The sequence below is a fragment of the Marinomonas sp. BSi20584 genome (assembly GCF_002792415.1).
Taxonomy (GTDB): domain Bacteria; phylum Pseudomonadota; class Gammaproteobacteria; order Pseudomonadales; family Marinomonadaceae; genus Marinomonas; species Marinomonas polaris.
In genome coordinates this window covers 173,225-187,470 of sequence record NZ_KZ454877.1, presented here as the reverse complement: position 1 = coordinate 187,470, position 14,246 = coordinate 173,225, and the positions used below count along the sequence as shown (strand labels likewise).

Sequence of the window (14,246 nt, the reverse complement as noted above, 5' to 3'; positions counted from 1 at the left end):
TGCTTTAGCGCGTCAAGGGTTTTGGTTTGGTGTGATCCGGCTTTTGACGGCCTGAAGGCTGACCTACATGTTTTTTTGTCTGATCTACAAGCAATTTGCTGGTTTGGGAAGGCCAGCAATCTTTGCTGCTAACTTAGGCGGGCTGCCGGGGAATAGTGTCATTAGATAAATGCTTCGTCCTTTTTCTGCGCCTAGTTTTTTTGATACCGCTTTTACCAGTGGTCGCATGGCAGGAGATACTTCAAACTCTTCATAGAAGTCGCGCAACAAATGAATAATTTCCCAATGAGCATCGCTTAGTTCAACGTCAACATCTTGCGCCAGTTGATTGGCAAGCTCTGGTGTCCAGTCTTGTAGATTGAGCAAGTAACCTTCTTCGTCTAGAACTACTGTATTGTTTGTCATATTGATTACCAACTAATGTTCGCTTCGGCAGTAAAGGTTAAATCGACCCATTCTTCTTCTGAGAGAGCGGTGCCTAATTGTGGTGATAAGCCATAAGCCGTTGCATCGCTTTGTAGATAGTAGATTTCGGCGTGTTTTTCTTCGGCCAGCGTTTGCATTGTGTTGGCGTGCTGAATCAGTCTTAAAAAGCCTTCTTCAATCAGCAATATTTGGTCGCCAGCCTGCACGCTATTTTGCCAAGTTGTTTCTAACGTTGCTGGGTAATCGAGTTGATTTATTTGGTGAAGTCGCATAATTAAAACCGGAAAACCTGTTGGTATTGTGAGAACAATGTTTGCCATTCGGCACCATCAAGAGACTGAACACCTTGCCACGTTGGATTGTCTTCAATCCATGTATTAGCTTTTTCTATATAGATGTTTTCAATATCATAAAATTCTAGCCCAGCTAGCAGCTTATGTAGGTTTTTACCTTGCTCTGCTGTTGGATCTTGATTATCCGTCAAAATCGCGAGAGCGGCGCCAGACAGACACAAATCGACAGGCTGTTCAAAGGTGGCCAGAACCAGAGCAAGATCTAAGCCTTCTTTGCAAGCTAAGCTGGAATAAGGGCTGGAGTTTAGGTGAATTAATGTGTGTTTCATAAGGTTACCTAAACTGAATGATTTTATTCGTGGTATTCATTAAATCAACGAGTGTGCCCAAGCCTTCTAGCTGGAAGTGCTCTGCAAGAGTGTGTTGCTCTAACTCATAACGACGGCTTTCACTTTCGTTAATGATGCCGCGTCTTACCGCAGCAGCAATGCACAAATACAAAGGGACTTTGTGTTGTTCTGCTATTTCTTGCCAAGCTTTGGTTAGGTTGATTTCATCTCTTGGTGGCTGTGCTGTCTGGTTGCCAATAAGCACGGCGTCTTCATAAAAAAATACGCCTTTTATACTGTCAGGGTATTTATTTAGAGCTGCATGGATAAAGCGAAGCGCTGTGTGGCAAGCCTTGCTTTGATATGGGGAACCAGTGATGAGCAGAGTGTATTGCATCAAAAATGACCTTGGTATGAGATGCAGTAAATTTTACACATAAAAAAGGCCGCAGTCAGCGGCCTTTTCGTATTGGTGTGACGGATTATTAATCGCGAGCCATACCAAGAAGGGACAATACGCTTAGGAACATGTTATATATGGAAACATACAGAGTCACTGTTGCAACTATGTAGTTGGTTTCACCGCCACGTACGATTTGGCTTGTTTGCAACAAAATAACCGCCGCAGAGAAAAGCGCAAAACCAGCAGAGATGAAAATTTGTAGCGCAGGCATTTTAATGAAAATACCAGCAATCACCGCGAACAATAAAACAAAGAAACCAACAGTGATGAATCCGTTAAGGAAGCTGAAGTCTTTCTTCGAAATAAGTGCATAAGCAGATAAGCCTAGGAAGGATAGGCCTGTGATGCCTAATGCACTCATGATCAAGCTGCCGCCGCCAGGCATATTCATGTACATGCTTAATATAGGCCCAAGGGTAATGCCCATAAATCCAGTTAACGCAAACACACAAAGAAGACCCGCAGAGCTGTTCTTAAATTTGTGTGTTAGGAAAAGCAAACCATAAAAGCCTACTAGAGTAATAATTAGGCCAGGATGGGGTAAGTTGAAAGCCATGCTCATGCCCGCAGTGAAGGCGCTGAACAATAGGGTAAGCGACAACAGTCCGTAAGTATTGCGGAGCGTTTTGTTTGCCGCTTGTGACGAATGTGTCGAAAGGGCTTCTGTGTAACGCATGAGATTACTCCTTTAGGGTTTAAGACTATCAATAGACTTAATATGCGGCTGAAAGTTCCAAACTTCAAGCTTGATTGTTTATCTAAAGTATAAATACAGAAAAACACCGCAGAATCGCGGTGTTTTTTCAAAATAATGAAGGAAGAGTTAAGTGGTTTTAGGTAACTAGTGGGTCGTCACAGGTTTGTGATGCGCACTGGATTGTTTGGTTTTATATTTGTCTATTTGCTTGGCTAACTTGTCAACCATGTCATCAATCGCGTGAAATAATCTATCTTCAGAGGAGGCCGCGGCAAATATTTCTTTGCCTGGAATATGTACGATCGCTTCCGCTTTTTGACTTTTGTTGTCCTTAAGTAAAGTGACATTTACCGAGGTTATTTGGTCTGTAAGCTTCGAAATTTTGCTGAGTTTTTCATTGATATGATCTTTTATGGCTGGGGTTACATCGATATGGTGACCAGAAATTTTGGTAGTGTGCATACTACTTTCCTCCTGAATGATGTTTTTGGAACTGGCAATGCCAAACACTCTCTATTAATTTGTCTTTTATAAATCTATCGTTACCCTGTTGTTCTGTATTAGAGAGAGTTGAATAAAAAGCATTGCCGCAACTTGAGCATAGGAGTGTTTTTGAGTGCTGTCAAAATTGCTTAGCAGTTGTTTTGTTAGTGAATAAAATCCTTCTATTGCTAAAGTCTAATGGTCAATGAAAATGGCAAGCGTCATTCTGTATCGATAGCAAGGTTACTTTAAGGTTCTCGTGCTAATAGGAACGGCTTTTGATAGACTGTGGTGCTAAATATGCGAAGCGAGATTTATGTTGGATAACGACTATTCATTACCGATATCATTTTCAATGGCAGCCCAGATCGGGTTAGAAGAAACCGTATTATTGACCTTTTTGAAGCAGCAGGCTTATCTTATTGGCTCCAATGCTTTACGAGTTGAAATGAGTCGACTTAGTGTTCAGCTACCATTTTGGACTGTGCCTATGTTGATGCGATTGTTGGCCAACTTACAAATTAGCCAACTATTGAGCTTTCAGCGGCAAGAAGAAATACTCGAGATTCATTTAGTGTCATCCCAAAAAGCGGCACAAACCATTAAACCAGCTGCTGAAGCGTCTGCTAAAGACGATTCCTTGATGAGCAAAATGGATCGGTTGCACAAAGCGTCTCGGGAGAAAACTGAGGAATTTACGCCGCAGCCTAAAAGCTATCCTGCGAAGCAGCCCGTTCGACAATACCAAGCGCCATCTCCGCCAGTGGTGAATGACCGTCGAGGCATCACTGATTTTGACTTGTATTTGGAGCAAAAAGAGCGTGCTCGACAACCTGATCAGTGGCAACCTGAAGAAGCGACGTTAGAGCAAATTGGCCAAGCTGGCATCGCCCGTGATTTTGCCTTGTCTTTGCAAACGGAGTTTTTGCTGAGAATTAAAGAGCAGCGAAAAAATGTCAGAACTTGGAACAGCGAATTTTTTAAATACGTAAAACGTCAGTGGCAATACAAACAATCGGATAGGTCTTCATATGAAGGAACCTCAGGCAGTACAAAATTTACTAAAACCTCTAGAGAGCAGGTTAGCGACGCCCTCAACAACATCCACGACACAGACTGGTGAGTATGGCTCTGGCAATCCAGGGTACAATAATTCAGGGTACAATAACTCAGGATATGCTAATGCTGGTAATGCTAGTCGTGAATCGGGTCCGACAGAGGCTGAGCAGCAAACACGTATTTTGGTTAATATGTTGTTCGCGCGTTTTAAAGCCATTTATACCCATAAATTTGCCTCGGCTTACAGTACAACGGATGAAGTTAAGCTAGCCAAGCGTGAATGGGCGATTGCATTGAAAGGTTTCCAAGAGCCGTTGTTGGCATACGCAGTAGAGCGTACAAAAGAAGAGCATACATGGCCGCCAACTATTGCAGACTTTTTGAAACTAATTAATACCGCTTATAAAGCTTATGGTTTGCCTGATCCGCGTGCAGCATATCTTGAAGCTTGTACTTGTCGAACGGATCCTTTGCAATATAAATGGAGTCATAATGCGGTATTCTTTGCTGGGTCTCAGGCTGGTTGGTACAAATTAAAGTCTGAAGAAGAGCGAGTGACCTGGCCTTTATTTGAGCAAAGTTATTTAAAAATCGTCGATCGAGTGATTGCTGGTGAACGCTTAGTGATTCCAAAAGTGATTATGATCGAAGATAAGCAAACACTAAGCGTGAAAGATTTATCTAGTAAAATTGCTAGTGACTTATCGGTTGATGAAGAACAGATCGCGCCTTTACTTTATTACACCCAAAAAACACACGGGTCTGGCGTGCGAGCTCGTTATCGCGAAATTAGTCAAAAAAAGCTCTTAGAAATGGGATATAAAGAAAAGCTGCCTGAATAACGGTGCGCTTTTTCTATTTGTTATATAACATAATTTTTTATTAGCAGGATGCTATAGGCGATTTCATGCTAGGTAAGGCAGAAATCGACACGAGGCGTAGGAAAGTTTTGGTGAGGTTGTTATGTTAAAAGTATTGATTGTTGACGACCATGACGTGGTTAGCCAAGGTATTAGTCGTGTATTACAGGATGTAAAAGGTGTTGAGGTAGTAGGTGTTGTGCATAGCGGTGAAGAGGCCATTATTCAGTCCAAGATATTATTGCCTGATATCATTTTGATGGACGTGCATATGCCGGGAATTGGCGGTTTAGGTGCAACGAAAGAAATAAAGCGGATTTTGCCGAAAACCAAGATCATTGCTTTGTCTGCGCTTGATGATAATTTATACCCAGTGAAGTTATTAGAAGCGGGTGCATCCGGTTATCTTACTAAAGGCACCAATACGTCAGAGCTATTAGAAGCTATTCAAATGGTGTCTAAAGGCGAGCATTATATTTCTAAAAGCATTGCTCAGAAAATGGCGCTGTCTAAGTTTTCTATCGATGGACAAGGTTCGCCATTGGGGCAATTATCAGACAGAGAATTGCAAGTGGCTCAAATGATCGTGGATTGCAAAAAATCCAACGAAATTGCAGAGCACCTATGTGTGAGTCCTAAAACCGTGAGTACTTACCGTACTCGTATTTTTACAAAATTGAACATTGAAAGCGATGTCGAGCTGATTCACTTAGCGGTACGTTACAATGTGCTTGGTATGGGCTAGGCGAAAAACGAGGTTTGTTTGAGCCATTCAGAATTTGATCCGAAGCATTTTGTCAGCAACTTAACCACACGTCCGGGCGTTTATCGCATGTACGACGTGAAAGGTGAGTTACTTTATGTTGGAAAAGCAAAAAATCTAAAAAATCGTGTCGCGAGCTATTTCCGTGTGACCGGATTAACGACTAAAACCATGGCCTTGGTTAGTCGTATTCACACCATTGAAATTGCTGTTACTAAAAGCGAAACGGAAGCTTTACTTCTCGAACAAACGCTTATTAAACAACATCGTCCACCGTACAATATTTTGCTACGGGACGATAAATCTTATCCTTATATTTTATTATCGAATCACCCTCATCCAGCTTTGCTGTTTCGTCGCGGTGATAAAACCGATAAAGGTACCTTGTTCGGTCCCTTTCCAAGTGGCAGCGCTGTAAAAGAAAGTTTGAATACCATGCAAAAGGTCTTCAAGGTGCGCCAGTGCGAAGACAGTACGTACTCGAATCGATCTCGGCCTTGTTTGCAATATCAAATTAAGCGTTGTTCTGGGCCTTGTGTGAACTTGATTAGTGATGAAGAGTACGAGCTAGATGTTCGTCACGCACGCATGTTTTTACAAGGCAAAGATCAAGAGCTCACAGCTGAAATTACCACGCAAATGAGCGCTGCTGCTGCGGATATGGAATTTGAACGAGCCGCCGAGTTACGCGATCAAATCATTCAGCTCAAGCACATCCAAGAGCAACAGCATGTTTATGGGCAAACGGGCGAAGCAGATGTTATTGCCTCTATTATTCAGCCTGGTGGTTTGTGTGTTCATGTAATGATGGTGCGCAAAGGCAAAGTTGTTGGCAGCAAAAGCTACTACCCCAAAATGCCCATCGAAATCACAGAAGGCGAACTATTATCGTCTTTTATCGCTCAATTTTATCTTGGTGGTATTCAAGAGTTACCTAAGACGCTTATCATTAGTCACGAGCTAGAAGATGGTGATGCGCTGGTGGAAGGTATTTTCGAAACCACCCAGAAAAAAATTGAAGTCCTGAGCAATGTAAGAGGTCAGCGTGCGCGTTGGCTTGAGCTGGCGAAACTCAACGCAGAACAAGGCTTACAGGCGCGATTATCGGATAAGCGTAATCATTTTAGCCGTATAACCGCATTGCAAAAGTTGTTAGGCTTCTCTGAACCTCCAATGCACATGGAATGTTTTGATATTAGTCATTCTAGTGGCGAAGCAACTGTAGCGTCTTGTGTGGTGTTTGGGCCTGACGGACCGGATAAAAAGCGCTATCGCTCCTTTAACATCGAAGGTGTTGAACCGGGTGATGATTACGGTGCCATGAAGCAAGCACTCACTCGACGCTATAAACGCGTCAAAAGTGGTGAGCTAGAAGCGCCAGATGTGTTGCTTATTGATGGTGGTAAAGGTCAGTTAACTCAAGCTGAAACTGTATTAAAAGAATTGGGATTGGTGAATATCTTCTTATTGGGGGTCGCAAAAGGCGATACTCGTAAGCCGGGTCTTGAAACCTTATATATCGGCTCCAAAGAAGATGAAGTTGTGTTGCCTCCAGATTCGGCTGCATTGCACTTGATTCAACATATTCGCGATGAAGCACACAGATTTGCGATAAAGACTCACCGTCGTAGACGAGACAAGAAACGTCGGCACTCGGTATTGGAAGATATTCCAGGTATCGGGCCAAATCGACGTAAAGAGTTGCTGACGGCCTTTGGTGGATACCAAGAGCTACTCTCAGCGAGCCAGGAAGATATTTCAAAGGTGAAAGGGATTAGCGCCAAAAAAGCGGAAGAAATTTATCTCTACCTTCATAAAAGTTAAGTTTGGCTGAGTGTTGGTGCATTTAGCGTAATAATTAGGAATAAGATGAACATACCAAATATATTAACTTCCGTACGGATCTTTATGATCCCGATTTTGGTGGTTATTTACTACTTGCCGTGGGAAGGGCGCTATTACACCTGCGCGATTATTTTTGCCTTGGCTGCCATTACTGATTGGCTAGATGGTTATTTGGCAAGAAAGCTTAACCAAACGACTCCGTTTGGGGCTTTTTTTGACCCAGTAGCCGACAAGCTTATGGTTTCGATTGCCTTAGTCTTGTTAGTGGCTAGCTACTCTAATCCATTGCTGACGTTAGCTAGCGCCGTCATTGTCGGCCGTGAGATCGTTATTTCAGCATTACGTGAATGGATGGCAGAAATGGGCAAGCGCGCCAGCGTGGCCGTTTCCTATATTGGCAAACTGAAAACCACCATGCAGATGTTGGCTATTTTCATCTTGCTAGGAAGTCGACCAGATACCATGGCTGCCCATGTGGGAGAGATGGTACTCATTGCAGCAGCCTTGTTAACCCTTTGGTCTATGTATATTTACTTAAAAGCGGCTTGGCCTGAGCTAAAGTCCAAAGAGTCGAACAAAAACTAATCAGATTTAAAAAAAGTGCCTAAGTTAGTTATTTATTTGGATTTTTCCCTTGACGTGAAAGCTCAAATACATAGAATAGGCACCGTCTTTTGAGACGCGGGAATAGCTCAGTGGTAGAGCACAACCTTGCCAAGGTTGGGGTCGCGAGTTCGAGCCTCGTTTCCCGCTCCAATCAAAAGATGTATCTGATAGAAGGCCGGATGGCAGAGTGGTCATGCAGCGGACTGCAACTCCGTGAACGCCGGTTCGATTCCGACTCCGGCCTCCAAAATCAGATATGCCCGGGTGGTGAAATTGGTAGACACACAAGACTTAAAATCTTGCGCTGAATAAGCGTACCGGTTCGATTCCGGTCCCGGGCACCATTTATGGTGCCTTTTTTTATGCCTGCACTTTCTTATCTTGCTCAATCCCTTTAAATATCTACTCTCCAGCATTTTCTTAGTGTTGCTTCAAATTGTAAGCTTTTCCGCTTATATGCTATCTTTTCTGAAATTCTGCACCGAAACTGCACCGCACATTGCACCGGAGAATATTCAGTGGCGTCTATTTTTAAAACCGATGATGGATCATGGCGCGCTCAAGTGAGCGTGAAAGGTAAGCGTAAGACGAAGCGTGGCTTCTCTACAAAGCGCGACGCACAAGCGTGGGCGTCTGATTTAGAACGCGAAGCAAAAGAAAGCACCTCTTCTGATATTCCAGATCGTCCTTTTAGTGAAGCGCTAGAACGCTACCGTGATACGGTCAGTGTGACCAAGCGTGGTCAAAAATTCGAAATCCGAAGAATCGAACGCTGGTTGGGCAAAAGCGCCGACGAACCTGCAGACCCACTTTGTTTTATTTCCCTCCAAGATCTTCAATCAAAACACTTTGCCGAATGGCGAGACAGACGCCTACAAAAAGTGGCCGTTGGTACAGTGTTACGTGAATGGACTGTGCTTTCTTCTATTTGTAGCCAATGTGCGAAGGAATGGGGTTGGTTGAAAGAAAACCCAATGACAAGGGTGAAGCGTCCCAAAGAACCAGAAGCGAGAACAAGACGGCTGTTGCCTGGTGAATTTGAACAGCTGATGATCGCCACACAATACGACATAGACATACCGCCAGAATCCAAGAGCGAACGTATCGGCGCGGCCATCGTCTTTGCCATAGAAACCGCCATGCGTGCTGGTGAGATTTGCGGCATAACATGGGAAGACGTTAATTTAGAAAGACGAACCGTTCATCTACCCAAAACAAAAAACGGTAACCCTCGTACCGTGCCGTTATCCACCACAGCGGTGAAAGTGTTGGAAAAGCTCAAAACACTAGATGACTGCAAGCTGAAAGCCTTTAACCTAAAGTCTGATTCGCTTGATGTGAATTTTAGAAAGATACGCAACAAGTGCCTGATAGATGATCTTCACTTTCATGACCTAAGGCGAGAAGCACTGACACGACTAGCCACTAAAGTGGACGTACTTAACCTAGCGAAAATATCAGGCCATACTGATCTAAGGATCTTACAAAGGGTGTACTACGCACCAGATATGGGTGACATAGCCTTGATGTTGGATTAGTGAGATGAAAAAAAGGGCATAGATTGCTCTATGCCCTTTGTATTTATCTAGGAGAAGAGCGCCAATGAGAGATTACATGTTCCCATTGACCATTCTTGAACCTAGCGTAAGCTGAAACATGAACGTCTTTTACCGTTTTCATGATCAATACCTCCACTAAAAAAGGAAGAGGAGGGATCTCTATTGAATTATGAGTTGACTACGGCTATGATTAATATTGTTAGATATATCGCATTGCCTGCAGGAGAGACCTCCGGTATATGCCTGAAAGTAAAAATTTGGCGATTCTTACTTTTCAACTCAAATAGAAAAATAGGCTTTCATTTTAGTGATGAAAGCCTATTTTTTTTCCTTTCTCACTCCTTTGAATGGTGTTTTATCTGACGTCTTCACATCCATGAACTGTCCTGTTTCTGCGTCTCTTTTAACCCAATGCCCACTTGGGGTTTGAGTTTGGGAGCGTTGTTTTACTGCTCCATGTCGTCGGTTGTCGCCTGATTTTCCGTTAGTAGCCATGCTATCTCCTATTTTGTTAGATTTAGTTTAACGAATAGATGATTTCTCATCTAACATAGATGATATGATCAATATTGAATAACGTCAACTAAAAATGTACGAATTTGTTAGATTTATCTAACGGCGTGTTCTAGTATGTTATGTATAGGCATACAAATATGTTTGCTATATACATACGAAAAGTGTTGTAGTAATATCCGCGACCAATTAAACCATGGAGGTGTAAAATGACATTAGCTGAACGACTAACAGAATTACGGGTAGGCAAAAAAGCCTCACTTCAGGCTGTTGCTGATGCTGTTGGTGTATCTAAGCCTCATATATGGGAGCTAGAGAAGGGGAAAACAAAGAACCCCTCACTAGAATTGCTAAAGGAACTTAGCATATACTACAGCGTAACACTGGACTCCCTTGTTGGCTTAGAAAGCAAAGATGAACAAAATGAACTGAGTTTGATGTTTCGTGAGTTTGATACTTCAGATCTCACCGATTCAGACAAGGCGACGATTAAACAAGCCGTAAACATGGCAATGGCTCTAATCAAGCAGGGGAAACAACAAACAAAATAAGGAAATGAATGTACAAGCTTGATCCGATGGAGTGGGCCGACTGCTATACACCTGAAGAACTTATAAAAGAGCTCTTCAGGCAGCTTCCAAAACTATCATTTCCGATTCCTCTTCACAAAATAGCGAAATCCTGTGGAATAGAAGCAATAGTAGATATTGCGACTCTTCCAGACGTTGAAGAAGAGCCATCTGCAAAATTCCCTCCGGGTTTTCTAATTGATGAAAACAAGGAGCGTGGCTTTATCTTTTATAAAGATTTCCCAGATGCTCCCTATCGTAAGCGTTTTACAATCGCCCATGAGCTCGCGCATTTTCTTTTCCCTCACCATCGAAACCACCTAACTCACGCAGACTTAGAAGCGGGATCTGTTGGGAAAAATGCATCAACTCCGGAGAGAGAAAGAGAAGCCAACGACTTTGCTAATGAGCTGTTGCTACCAAAGCATCTGTTTATGAAAGCAATAGAAGGTAAAGAAATAACACTGCAATTCATCAAAGAACTGTCTGAACTAACTGAGTTTAGTGTCGCTCCTCTTGCAAATAATTGTGTGAAAAGCCTGCCTGAAAAAGCACTTGCTGTCGTGCACAGCTATAATTTTGGACAATGTAGCTATATCTGGGCTAATTGGGATGCTCTACCTGGCGAATTTAGTTTTTGGAAAAAAGAGTTGCTGCCAGAAAAAAGCATCTTCAACTCCTTGACAGAATTTTCAGAAGAACTTGTCACTGAGAAACAACTAACCAATGATAGCTGGTTTAAGTCTTTACCCGATGACTTTGATGGAAAAATCTATGAGCAGACCTACTTTCAAAAGAATGGCTACGCTATCACGTTGATCAGCGTCGATTGTTAATTATTCTTTGCAACTAGTAAGAGTCCATAAAAGCTAAATGTAAATATTCAGGCGGCATTGGATCATTGATTCCATGAACCACGAGCGTGCGGCCATTTGTTTTACCGGTGTATTCAACACACGCACCCGCAAAGAAGTAGAAGCGATTGCCATCAAGCTGGGCGCTACGCCTCGCAAAGACCCGAGCAAGTCTATTCATTACGTGGTGATTGGTTCTCAAGTATCGCCAGATTGGAAGCACACCAGCTTTGGCCGCAAGATACAAAAAGCGATAGAACTAAGAGAAAGCGGGCATCCGCTTATCATCCTAACGGAACAAGAGTGGGTTAGGTTTATTTAGTCCATTATCAATGGCTAAGAAGTGACACTTTAAAAAAAATTGAAAGTGAACATGAGAAAAAGTGAGAAACTTAATTTTATCCAGATCTATTTTTTTTAGATTTTTTAAAAAATAGTAATTTAGATAAAATGAAAGATTATGAAGTCGTTAATAATAAGGGGGTTTAATGAAAAATATAGATTTTTATGATATCTTAGATGGTGAATTATCTAAAATATCTGAAGGTTATAGTGTAGCACTTAATAAAAAATTCAAGCAAGATCAACAAAAAAAATCTTATGCTTTTTTGATTTGGTTTTTAAATTTTTATTCTGGCATTTCAAATATTGAAGGCTATATTACAGATGGGAGCGGTGATAATTCGTGTGATATTATTTTAGATAAAAAAAACTCTCAAGGTGATACCATTTTTTATTTGGTTCAATCTAAATGGAATACGAAAAAAAATTGCGATAAAGATTTTGAGTCGGAAGTTTTAAAATCCTACCTATCTGATGTGCAAAGTATATTACGTGGTGAAAAAGAAAAAACTGAAAATGATAGATTTAATTCTCGATATGATGATTTACTCAGTCATATAAAATCAAATGGAGAAGTTAAAGTCCTCTATCTTACACTTAAAAATAGTTGTGGCATAGCCGATAATAATATTAAATCATTTGAAAAACTTTTTGGTGGTAAGGTTTCTGTAGACTCATTTGATATAAATAGAATAAAGCTTGATTATATTGATTTTAACTTCAAAAAAAGTTTCCCGCCTAACCCGTTAGAGAAAATTTATAATCCAGAATATGAAAAAATAAAATTGAATATTGTTAGTGATGATGAACGTAATTTTTTAAAAATAAATAAACCATTTGAAGCTCATGTTTTTAATATCGTGCCAAAAACCATTTTTGATTTGGTTGAAAGATACGGTGTTTCTCTTTTTGATAAAAATGTAAGGAATCCTCTTGTTTCATCATCAATTAATAAAGAAATCATTAACTCTTTAAGAAATGATCCTTCATATTTTTGGTATTATAATAATGGTATAACAGCGATTAGTAGGTTTATTCCGCCGATAGGAAGTCAGGCTCAAAATTTTGAGGTTACAGGGCTACAAATTATTAATGGTGCTCAAACTGCATATTCAATATATACAGCTTATTTAGAAGCATCGCCTGATGAACGTAAAATAATCGATGCTGAAGCAAGAGTGACTTTACGGTTATTAAAATCAGGAGGCAAAGATTTTGATTTAAAGGTTACTAAATTTACCAATTCACAAAACCCTGTATCGGAAAGAGATTTTTGGTCTTCAGATAGTGTTCAAATTAAAATTCAAAATTATTTTTATAGTACAGATTACTGGTATGAGAAGCGTTCAGGTGAATTTAGGAAGACCCCTAAAGGAATTTTTAAAGTTCCTAATAATATAGTTGCATCAGCACATTTAGCATTTTATTTGTCTAAACCTGTGCTGGTATTTAGCGCCGCTTTGAATAGAGAAAATACAGGAGAAGACTTGATTTTTGTATCTCATAAAGAAAATCCTGACGGACTTTATGAAACAATTTTTAATAAAGAAACCAAAGAGGTTGATGTTTTTGCTTCATTTTGTATGTTGGATATATTAACTGATTCAAGCTCATTTGAATTAGATAGTATTCATTTTACAAATGGATTTCATATATTATCAATGTCTAAAGTGATATTGGAAAAATATCTTAAAGAAAAGTTTGGTAATGAAGTTAATTTATCAAATTATATTGTAAAGTCGTTTAACGAGGATAATAAGAAGGTTATAAAACAATGCTTTGTTTATGCATCTAATATAATGTCAACTGAAGTTGAGAGTGGGAATGAAAACGAAGAAGAGGAAGCAGAAAAAGCAATAAACTTAATTACTAAAAATGCCCATTTTGAAATGCTTTTAGAAACACTAAATAAATCTACTATAACGATAGACGATATTGAAAGGCTATCAACAAAAAAAGAAAATAAAATTGATTTTGATGATGATGATATGGCTATTATTGAAGATAATTTAGTCCATTAATTGCTGAAAAATATATTTAATGTTAAAAGACATAAAAAGACCCCCAGTAATTGGATAGTCCAACTATTGGGGGTCACTTCACTTTGGCGGTTTTTTATGTCTGTTGCAAATCAACTCAATGCGTCATTTTTTGAGCCAGTGCCCAGGACATTACGTCGCTGGCGACCCAGCGCTAGCTGGTGTTTCTTCTTCTCAATACGTCTCATTTTCCGAGTGAACTGAAACTGAGGTTGAGCCGTCGAAGGCGGTGTCGATGTTGAAGGTGATCGGGCGGCAGCAGACTTGGCAGTCTTCTATGTATTCTTGGCTTTCATCTAGCACTTCTATCACGACGTCGATGCTTTCGCCGCAGTAGGGGCATGAAATGTCTGTTTCTAGTAATTCGCTCATTTGCACCTCTCATCTGGCTTTGCGCGTATAAAGTTATTTGTACTTTAATCATAGGTAATAATTTGTCTGTTAGCTTGCAGGTTATTCGGTTTGTTTTATAGCTTTTATACGAAAATCCACACTTTTATCGATCTGCTTTCACGCTCTTTGTGCAACACTGCTATGATTTGAGCT

At 40.7% G+C, this 14,246-nt stretch carries 18 protein-coding genes and 3 tRNA genes; 13 read left to right on the top strand and 8 right to left on the bottom strand.

Translation table 11 applies throughout. The annotated features are described in order from the left end of the window. Nucleotides 1-84 precede the first annotated feature (84 nt). The 6 genes from TY87_RS10610 to hpf all read right to left on the bottom strand — a co-directional run bounded on the left by TY87_RS10610 (nt 85) and on the right by hpf (nt 2,670). Entirely contained in the window at nt 85-405 is a 321-nt protein-coding gene (locus tag TY87_RS10610; protein ID WP_100187059.1) for a TusE/DsrC/DsvC family sulfur relay protein, read from the bottom strand. Between the two features lie 5 nt (nt 406-410). Then, nucleotides 411-698 carry a DsrH/TusB family sulfur metabolism protein gene (locus TY87_RS10605; RefSeq protein WP_072840971.1) on the bottom strand — a complete coding sequence of 96 codons (288 nt, stop codon included), beginning with the start codon at nt 696-698 and terminating at the stop codon, nt 411-413. Nucleotides 699-700: 2 nt separating this feature from the next. Next, nucleotides 701-1,048 carry a DsrE family protein gene (locus TY87_RS10600; RefSeq protein ID WP_100187058.1) on the bottom strand — a complete coding sequence of 116 codons (348 nt, stop codon included), beginning with the start codon at nt 1,046-1,048 and terminating at the stop codon, nt 701-703. A 4-nt stretch (nt 1,049-1,052) separates the two neighbouring features. Beyond that, nucleotides 1,053-1,445 carry a sulfurtransferase complex subunit TusD gene (tusD, locus tag TY87_RS10595; protein WP_100187057.1) on the bottom strand — a complete coding sequence of 131 codons (393 nt, stop codon included), beginning with the start codon at nt 1,443-1,445 and terminating at the stop codon, nt 1,053-1,055. A gap of 88 nt (nt 1,446-1,533) precedes the next feature. Next, complete coding sequence (locus TY87_RS10590; protein ID WP_100187056.1) at nt 1,534-2,187, bottom strand: Bax inhibitor-1/YccA family protein; 654 nt, start codon at nt 2,185-2,187, stop codon at nt 1,534-1,536. Nucleotides 2,188-2,352: 165 nt separating this feature from the next. Then, complete coding sequence (hpf, locus tag TY87_RS10585) at nt 2,353-2,670, bottom strand: ribosome hibernation-promoting factor, HPF/YfiA family (RefSeq protein WP_100187055.1); 318 nt, start codon at nt 2,668-2,670, stop codon at nt 2,353-2,355. A 337-nt stretch (nt 2,671-3,007) separates the two neighbouring features. On the opposite strand from hpf, the gene TY87_RS10580 reads away from it, so the two are divergent. From TY87_RS10580 to TY87_RS10540, 9 genes are all read left to right on the top strand, one after another. Beyond that, the gene (locus tag TY87_RS10580; RefSeq protein ID WP_100187054.1) at nt 3,008-3,814 is read left to right on the top strand and encodes a DnaT-like ssDNA-binding domain-containing protein; all 807 of its coding nucleotides are present in this window, start codon (nt 3,008-3,010) and stop codon (nt 3,812-3,814) included. Continuing rightward, complete coding sequence (locus TY87_RS10575) at nt 3,723-4,592, top strand: replication protein P (RefSeq protein WP_232617106.1); 870 nt, start codon at nt 3,723-3,725, stop codon at nt 4,590-4,592. Before TY87_RS10580 ends, TY87_RS10575 begins: the two co-directional genes overlap by 92 nt. 121 nt (nt 4,593-4,713) lie before the next feature. Beyond that, on the top strand, nt 4,714-5,355 hold the full coding sequence (locus TY87_RS10570) for a response regulator (protein WP_100187052.1): 642 nt from the start codon (nt 4,714-4,716) through the stop codon (nt 5,353-5,355). Nucleotides 5,356-5,373: 18 nt separating this feature from the next. Next, the gene (gene uvrC / locus TY87_RS10565) at nt 5,374-7,197 is read left to right on the top strand and encodes an excinuclease ABC subunit UvrC (RefSeq protein ID WP_100187051.1); all 1,824 of its coding nucleotides are present in this window, start codon (nt 5,374-5,376) and stop codon (nt 7,195-7,197) included. A gap of 45 nt (nt 7,198-7,242) precedes the next feature. After that, nucleotides 7,243-7,803: a CDP-diacylglycerol--glycerol-3-phosphate 3-phosphatidyltransferase gene (gene pgsA, locus TY87_RS10560; protein ID WP_012070917.1), complete on the top strand. Its 561-nt coding sequence runs from the start codon at nt 7,243-7,245 to the stop codon at nt 7,801-7,803. Between the two features lie 96 nt (nt 7,804-7,899). Further along, nucleotides 7,900-7,974, top strand: a tRNA-Gly gene (locus TY87_RS10555). Between the two features lie 23 nt (nt 7,975-7,997). Next, nucleotides 7,998-8,071: transfer RNA gene (locus TY87_RS10550), tRNA-Cys, on the top strand. An 11-nt stretch (nt 8,072-8,082) separates the two neighbouring features. Beyond that, a tRNA-Leu gene (locus TY87_RS10545) sits at nt 8,083-8,168 on the top strand. A gap of 174 nt (nt 8,169-8,342) precedes the next feature. Next, nucleotides 8,343-9,362 carry a site-specific integrase gene (locus tag TY87_RS10540; RefSeq protein ID WP_100187050.1) on the top strand — a complete coding sequence of 340 codons (1,020 nt, stop codon included), beginning with the start codon at nt 8,343-8,345 and terminating at the stop codon, nt 9,360-9,362. A gap of 339 nt (nt 9,363-9,701) precedes the next feature. Here TY87_RS10540 and TY87_RS22605 read toward each other — a convergent pair whose 3' ends face one another. After that, nucleotides 9,702-9,878, bottom strand: a complete 177-nt coding sequence (locus TY87_RS22605; protein WP_198432074.1) for a hypothetical protein — start codon at nt 9,876-9,878, stop codon at nt 9,702-9,704. 227 nt (nt 9,879-10,105) lie between these two features. Here TY87_RS22605 and TY87_RS10535 point away from each other — a divergent pair, with 227 nt between their 5' ends. The 4 genes from TY87_RS10535 to TY87_RS10520 all read left to right on the top strand — a co-directional run bounded on the left by TY87_RS10535 (nt 10,106) and on the right by TY87_RS10520 (nt 13,682). Then, nucleotides 10,106-10,447, top strand: coding sequence for a helix-turn-helix domain-containing protein (locus tag TY87_RS10535; protein WP_100187049.1), 342 nt, complete (start codon nt 10,106-10,108; stop codon nt 10,445-10,447). An 8-nt stretch (nt 10,448-10,455) separates the two neighbouring features. Continuing rightward, nucleotides 10,456-11,301: an ImmA/IrrE family metallo-endopeptidase gene (locus TY87_RS10530; RefSeq protein WP_100187048.1), complete on the top strand. Its 846-nt coding sequence runs from the start codon at nt 10,456-10,458 to the stop codon at nt 11,299-11,301. A gap of 73 nt (nt 11,302-11,374) precedes the next feature. After that, nucleotides 11,375-11,641: a BRCT domain-containing protein gene (locus tag TY87_RS10525; RefSeq protein ID WP_100187047.1), complete on the top strand. Its 267-nt coding sequence runs from the start codon at nt 11,375-11,377 to the stop codon at nt 11,639-11,641. A 166-nt stretch (nt 11,642-11,807) separates the two neighbouring features. Beyond that, the gene (locus TY87_RS10520) at nt 11,808-13,682 is read left to right on the top strand and encodes an AIPR family protein (protein ID WP_100187046.1); all 1,875 of its coding nucleotides are present in this window, start codon (nt 11,808-11,810) and stop codon (nt 13,680-13,682) included. 192 nt (nt 13,683-13,874) lie between these two features. On the opposite strand, the gene TY87_RS10515 is transcribed toward TY87_RS10520, so the two are convergent. Further along, a complete protein-coding gene (locus TY87_RS10515; RefSeq protein WP_100187045.1) occupies nt 13,875-14,072 on the bottom strand; it encodes a CPXCG motif-containing cysteine-rich protein in 198 nt (65 codons plus the stop codon). Nucleotides 14,073-14,246: the final 174 nt, after the last annotated feature.